The sequence below is a fragment of the Rubripirellula obstinata genome, assembly GCF_001642955.1.
GTDB classification, from domain to species: domain Bacteria; phylum Planctomycetota; class Planctomycetia; order Pirellulales; family Pirellulaceae; genus Rubripirellula; species Rubripirellula obstinata.
The window spans coordinates 1-5,735 of record NZ_LWSK01000197.1 but is presented as its reverse complement, the minus strand read 5'-3'; the positions used below and the strand labels follow the sequence as shown (position 1 = coordinate 5,735).

Below are 5,735 nucleotides of genomic sequence, written 5' to 3'. Positions count from 1 at the left end.
TAAACCGAGCCAGAGAATTGGTTACAGAGAATTGATAAGGGCAGCGATCCGGGTGCTCGCGCACCCGGCAGGGATCTGCCGGCCCTCCGGGCCTAACGCGCAGTAACGGCATTTCGGCCGAGGTTTGCACCTCGGCCGCTTTTCTTTTGCCTAATGCCTAAAACCTAGCGCCTAAAAACTACTTTCTCCGGCCTGGGCAAACTTTGTGGTCTATGTTTTCGTGGGTCGTTGCATTGCGCAAGAGGTGAACCACGTTTGAAGTGGTCCCGATCGTCAAAAACGTTACGACCCGGCGTCCCAGGTCCCCCCGCACGTGTGTTTCGGGGACTTGGAACAGAGCACGGGAATTAGCGACATTTTTGTCACAGGGAAAATACAGCGATGCGTACTGGCACACCAGAAACACAAGAAGCAGGCCGTCAACAAGAATTCGAAGACATCAAGCGCCGCATTCACGGCAAGCTGGTTGATAAGCTTGACCTGTCACGCGTCGGCGACCTAAAAGGCGACACGCTAAAACGTGAAATTCGCATGGTGGTTGAACACCTATGCGACGCAGAAGACACGCTGCTGAACCGCCAAGAACGCGAGCGGATCGTTGACGAAGTGATCGACGAAGTGCTCGGACTTGGGCCTTTGGAATTGATTCTGAAAGATGAATCCGTCAGCGATATTTTGATCAACGGACCGAAGAACATCTACGTCGAAAAAGGCGGCCAGATGCAAAAGTCGGAGGTTGAATTTCGCGACAACAAGCACTTGCTGCAAATCATTGACCGCATCGTGTCCAAGGTTGGCCGTCGTGTCGATGAAACATCGCCAATGGTCGACGCTCGATTGGATGACGGTTCGCGGGTCAACGCGATTATCCCGCCACTTGCTCTCGACGGTGCCTGTGTTTCGATTCGTCGTTTCGGATCGAACCCATTGCGACTGGAAAACCTGCTCAACTTCAAAGCCTTCACACCTGAAATGGTGATGCTGCTGGAAGGCTGCATCAAGGCTCGACTGAACTGCATCATCTCTGGTGGTACGGGTTCAGGTAAAACGACGCTGCTCAACACACTGTCATCGTTCATCGGCCACGAAGACCGAATCGTGACGATCGAAGACGCGGCTGAATTGCAACTGCAACAAGACCACATTGTCCGTCTGGAAACTCGTCCGCCAAACATCGAAGGCAACGGAGCCGTCAGCGCGACCGACCTGGTCAAGAATGCCCTGCGGATGCGTCCTGAACGAATCATCATCGGCGAATGTCGTGGTGGTGAAACGCTGGACATGCTGCAAGCGATGAACACCGGTCACGATGGATCGATGACCACGATTCACGCAAACACACCGCGTGACGCGATCGCTCGTTTGGAAACCTTGGTGATGATGAGCGGTTTTGAATTGCCGGTCAAAGCGATTCGCCAACAGGTCGCCGGTGCGGTTGATGTTTTGATCCAAGCGAACCGTTTGCAAGGTGGTCCGCGTCGCGTGACGGCAATCACCGAAGTGGTCGGCATGGAACAAGACACTGTCATCCTGCAAGACATTTACCGTTATGTCCAAAAGGGCATCAACGAAGAAGGCAAAGCCTACGGACACTTCGAGTGTACCGGCGTTCGTCCTTCGTTCATGGACAAGTTGGAATCCGCCGGCGTGCGATTGCCCGCCAGCGCCTTCCGCGAACGCGTGATGATGCAAGCTTAAGTAGCTAAGAAGCTTTTAGCGATTAGCTCTTAGCTTTTTTGAACCTGAATGACTCGAACCGAACTAACTCCAAAGCTAACAGCTAATCGCTAAAAGCTAACCGCTAACCTGCTAACACCTACCCATGTCCGGACTACTCTTTGCTCTCGTGATTGGCGTTGCTATCGCATCTTTTGTTGCGTTTGCCGCTCACGTCCTGATGCCGTCTGCGGAAGCTTCGGCGACCGAAGACCGACTCGCCCAGATGGCTTCACGCCGTCGCGGTGGTGCGGTCGAAGATGAAAAGCAAGAGTCGTACTTGCGGTTTGGTAGTGAAAAGGATTCCAGTCCGTTTGGTCAGATCCTTGAAAATCTGCCAGCGTTGGGAGACTACTTGGAACAGGCCGACATTCAGATCAAGCCTGGCAAGTTTGGTTTCATCTGCTTGGCGTTTTTCGGTTTAGGGATTGTCACCTGCGTGGTCACCCCCGTTCCGGTTTTGCTGGGGCCAATTTTTGGTTTGGTGTTGATGGGATTGCCAGTGGGATGGTTGTTCGTCAAGCGCAACCGTCGATTGCACAGGTTCAGCATGCAAATGCCTGAAGCACTGGAATTGCTGAGCCGAAGCCTTCGTGCCGGCCACTCGCTCAACGCCGGCTTTGGTCTGGTCGCTAGCGAGATGGAAGCGCCTTTGGCGACTGAATTTGGTCGCTGTTTTGAAGAGCAGAACTTTGGTATTCCGTTGGAAGAAGCCATCGAAGACATGGCAAAGCGAATCCCGAATATGGACTTGCGATTCTTTGCGACCGCGATCGTTCTTCAGCGACAAACCGGTGGTGACCTTTCAGAAATCTTGGACAAGATCGGGCACCTGGTGCGTGAACGAATCATGATTCAAGGTCAGATTCAAGCACTCACCGGCGAAGGTCGAATGAGTGGAATTGTATTGTTGGCAATGCCACCAACATTGTTCTTGGTGATGCTGAAAATGAACTACGACTATGTCGTGCTTCTGTTCACCGACCCCATCGGCAAAGTCATGATGGTGGGGGCCTTGGTAACGCAAATTATCGGTGCCTTGGTCATCAAAAAGATCATCACGATCAAAGTCTAAAGCCCCAGCCGCGGCAACGAAGTCGCTTGCTCGTCATTCACCATCAGATCAAATCAAAACTTACTAGACAGTCATCTCAATCATGTCCACGACAATGCTTTCGACGACACTGATCCTCGCATCTTTCTTCGGCCCCGCCGCCTTGGTTTCGGTCGTCGTTTTCGTCGCTGTTACCGGTGCCGCTTGGCTAGTGCTTGGTCGCGTCAGTGGCGAAGACAAACCCAACGCCGAAGCTCGCCTAGACATGCTTCGTCGCGGCGGACGTCCCGACGGTGCGGTTGATGTTGATCAAGCCGACAAGTCAAAAGCCAAGAAAGATGCGTTGGCAGCAGCACTGGAAAAAGCAACCCAGCCGCTCGAAAAAACGGTCAGCGGCAACGCCGAAGAAATGGGCAAGATCCGTGAAAAGCTGATCAACGCCGGTTTCCGTCGTGAATCCGCACCCGTGATTTTCAAGAGCATGGAATTGGTTCTGGCCGGTGTCTGCATGTTCTTCGGCGGTGTCTTTGGACTGATTTCCGACGGCCTGAGCATGGGACTGGTCCTAAAGATTGCTTTTGGTTTCGTGATCGGTTTCGGATTGCCTCGTGTGATTCTGGGTTTGATGGCCAGCAAGCGAATGGAAAAAGTCTTCCTTGGATTGCCCGATGCATTGGACCTGATGGTCGTGTGTGTCGAAGCAGGCCTGGGGATGGATCAAGCTCTTCGTAAGGTCGCCGAAGAGATGATGAAGAGCCACCGGGAAATCGGCGAAGAGTTTGGAATCGCAAACCAGCAATTGCAATTCGGTCGTCCACGAGCAGAAGTTCTCCACCAGCTCGGATTCCGCAGCGGCGTTGATGACTTGAAGCAACTCGCTTCGATTCTGATTCAAGCCGACAAGTTCGGTTCGTCGGTTGCCCAAGCGTTGCGAGTGCAGTCGGATTCAATGCGAACCAAGCGTCGTCAAATTGCCGAAGAGAAGGCTGCGAAGACGGCTGTGAAAATGATTTTCCCGCTCGTGATCTTCATCTTCCCCGGCATCTTTGTCGTGCTGGTTGGTCCAGCGGCGATCAGCATGTATCGCAAGGTCTTGACTCAGTAGTCTGCGGTGACTTGCGTGCGCTCGCTTAGCGATTAGCTGGGCCGCACTCATTGGCTTGCGATCAGCACGTCTTGGGCGACCGTTTCGGTGGGGTCCCAGGCACGAAACTTGCGTCCGATTTCTTTGGACAGCATCGTTAGGTACAGCTTGGTGAAACGCTTTTCAGTCGTTTCGCTGGTGTGTTGACCGGTTGATTTTGGAAACGTGTATTGATCGATGTTTTGTGTGTACACCGATTCTCCGGTGGCAACATCGACGACTTGCAAGTGAATATCAGCACTGCCTTGGAACAGCGTCGCGCCATCCCGAAGTGACAAGTCTGTCATCTCAATCACCAAGACCTTGTCAGCTTTGACTTCCTTGCCGATTTCAACAAAGTCGTTGGACTCGTAACCGTGAACGTCGCGGTACTGCTGGACCAAGTCTTCACGGATTAGGGTGATGTCCTTGCCCTCGGTGGTCAGTTCCGCACCCACGCGGCGGCTCAGGTCTCGAGCGGCCGAATCGTTGGTGTACTGGCTGCTATCGGTCATCGTCACGATGGCGACCGTTGATTTATTCAGCCCTTCGTACTCGGCGGGAATCAGGTTCATACCGGCGACTCGCATCACCTGCGACGCCACGCCAAGGCATCCAGTTTGGCAAACAGCCGCGGCGATGCAGGTCGCAATCGCGACGCACCAAAGTGGGTTGCTGGCTGATTTTGGCTTGGGATTGGGGATAGTTTGAGTTTGATCGAGTCGCATCAAACGGATCCTTTAAGAGGCGGTAGCAAAGAGGTCAAAAGCGGCAAGTCTCGACAGATAGCAAGTTTGCCGCCAGCAGCACCACACCGAAAACCAAAAGCTTGGCTAAAGGGCACCGGGCAAATCGCAGTCATTGCGTAGGCCGTAGCGAGTGGAGCGAGTTACGGCATCGTTTGCCAGCCTGCCGTAACTCGCTTTACTCGCTACGGCCTACATCGGGGCCCTACAGGATCAACCGCCATGCCCAATCGGCCACGGCGATGACAGGCGTAGGCCGGCAACGAGCCGCTTCGGCGCTGTTCCGGCAGATAGTTTCGGCGCGGATTGCCGGAACTGCGTCGAAGACTCCTTGTTCCGGCCTACCTGACTTGTCGTTTGCCAGCCTGCCGTAACTCGCTTTACTCGCTACGGCCTACAATCGGGGCCTTACAGGATCAACCGCCACGCCCAATCGGCCACGGCGACGACAGCGACGGCGACCAGGGCGAGCACCATCGCGTTTTGCGTTTTGACGCTTGGCGGTGTTGAAATCCATGCCGCCTTTAACAGGATCGGCGCGGCTGACACGGTCAGGATTGCTAGCAAGAATCCGCCTAGATTGCTTTGGACGCTGCTGATCCACTGTCCACGTGCAAAATGCGACCATGAAGTGGTCATGCCGCAACCTGGGCAGCGTATGTTGAACATCATTCGCATCGAACAGGGCGGCAAACCGAGTTGTTGGTGAGTGCCGAGGCCGTCGGGATCAGGCGTCAACGTTCGTGCGACTAATAACAAAGACAGGGGCAGAATGGACAAGCCCACGGCGGCCAAGCGAATTAGCCAGATGCTCGATCGGTTGGCAGTCGAATGCCCGGCAGTTGTGGCGGCCGATTGATCGGGCTTGATGTCGCTTTCCATTTCAGGATTCTAACGCAAATTCAACAGGTTCCACCCCACGCCGTAAAGGGTTTCTAAATTGTTTAACCGCGTTGGGCATCGCCCCGCGCGTATGAGGCCGCACGACGCGTGGGGCGATGCCTGGGCCGCTAAATCTTTGGTATTGACATAGTATTTTGCAATTAAGAATTTGTTCCGCTTTCAGTCCAATGCGGCCATTCGAATCGTAGGAGGC

The 5,735-nt window shown here is 54.0% G+C and carries 5 protein-coding genes; 3 read left to right on the top strand and 2 right to left on the bottom strand.

Features of this window, described 5'->3' with window-relative positions:
* The first annotated feature begins 381 nt into the window (after nucleotides 1-381).
* The 3 genes from RC85_RS24505 to RC85_RS24495 all read left to right on the top strand — a co-directional run bounded on the left by RC85_RS24505 (nucleotide 382) and on the right by RC85_RS24495 (nucleotide 3,875).
* Nucleotides 382-1,698, top strand: coding sequence for a TadA family conjugal transfer-associated ATPase (locus tag RC85_RS24505; RefSeq protein ID WP_068267377.1), 1,317 nt, complete (start codon nucleotides 382-384; stop codon nucleotides 1,696-1,698).
* Nucleotides 1,699-1,822: 124 nt separating this feature from the next.
* Nucleotides 1,823-2,791, top strand: coding sequence for a type II secretion system F family protein (locus RC85_RS24500; RefSeq protein ID WP_068267375.1), 969 nt, complete (start codon nucleotides 1,823-1,825; stop codon nucleotides 2,789-2,791).
* A gap of 82 nt (nucleotides 2,792-2,873) precedes the next feature.
* The gene (locus tag RC85_RS24495; RefSeq protein ID WP_068267374.1) at nucleotides 2,874-3,875 is read left to right on the top strand and encodes a type II secretion system F family protein; all 1,002 of its coding nucleotides are present in this window, start codon (nucleotides 2,874-2,876) and stop codon (nucleotides 3,873-3,875) included.
* A gap of 47 nt (nucleotides 3,876-3,922) precedes the next feature.
* Here the strand turns inward: RC85_RS24495 and RC85_RS24490 are convergent, their stop codons facing one another.
* Nucleotides 3,923-4,621 (bottom strand): hypothetical protein, encoded by a 699-nt coding sequence (locus RC85_RS24490; RefSeq protein WP_068267373.1) that lies wholly within the window; start codon nucleotides 4,619-4,621, stop codon nucleotides 3,923-3,925.
* Nucleotides 4,622-5,047: 426 nt separating this feature from the next.
* Nucleotides 5,048-5,521: a DUF2752 domain-containing protein gene (locus tag RC85_RS24485; protein WP_084422998.1), complete on the bottom strand. Its 474-nt coding sequence runs from the start codon at nucleotides 5,519-5,521 to the stop codon at nucleotides 5,048-5,050.
* Nucleotides 5,522-5,735: the final 214 nt, after the last annotated feature.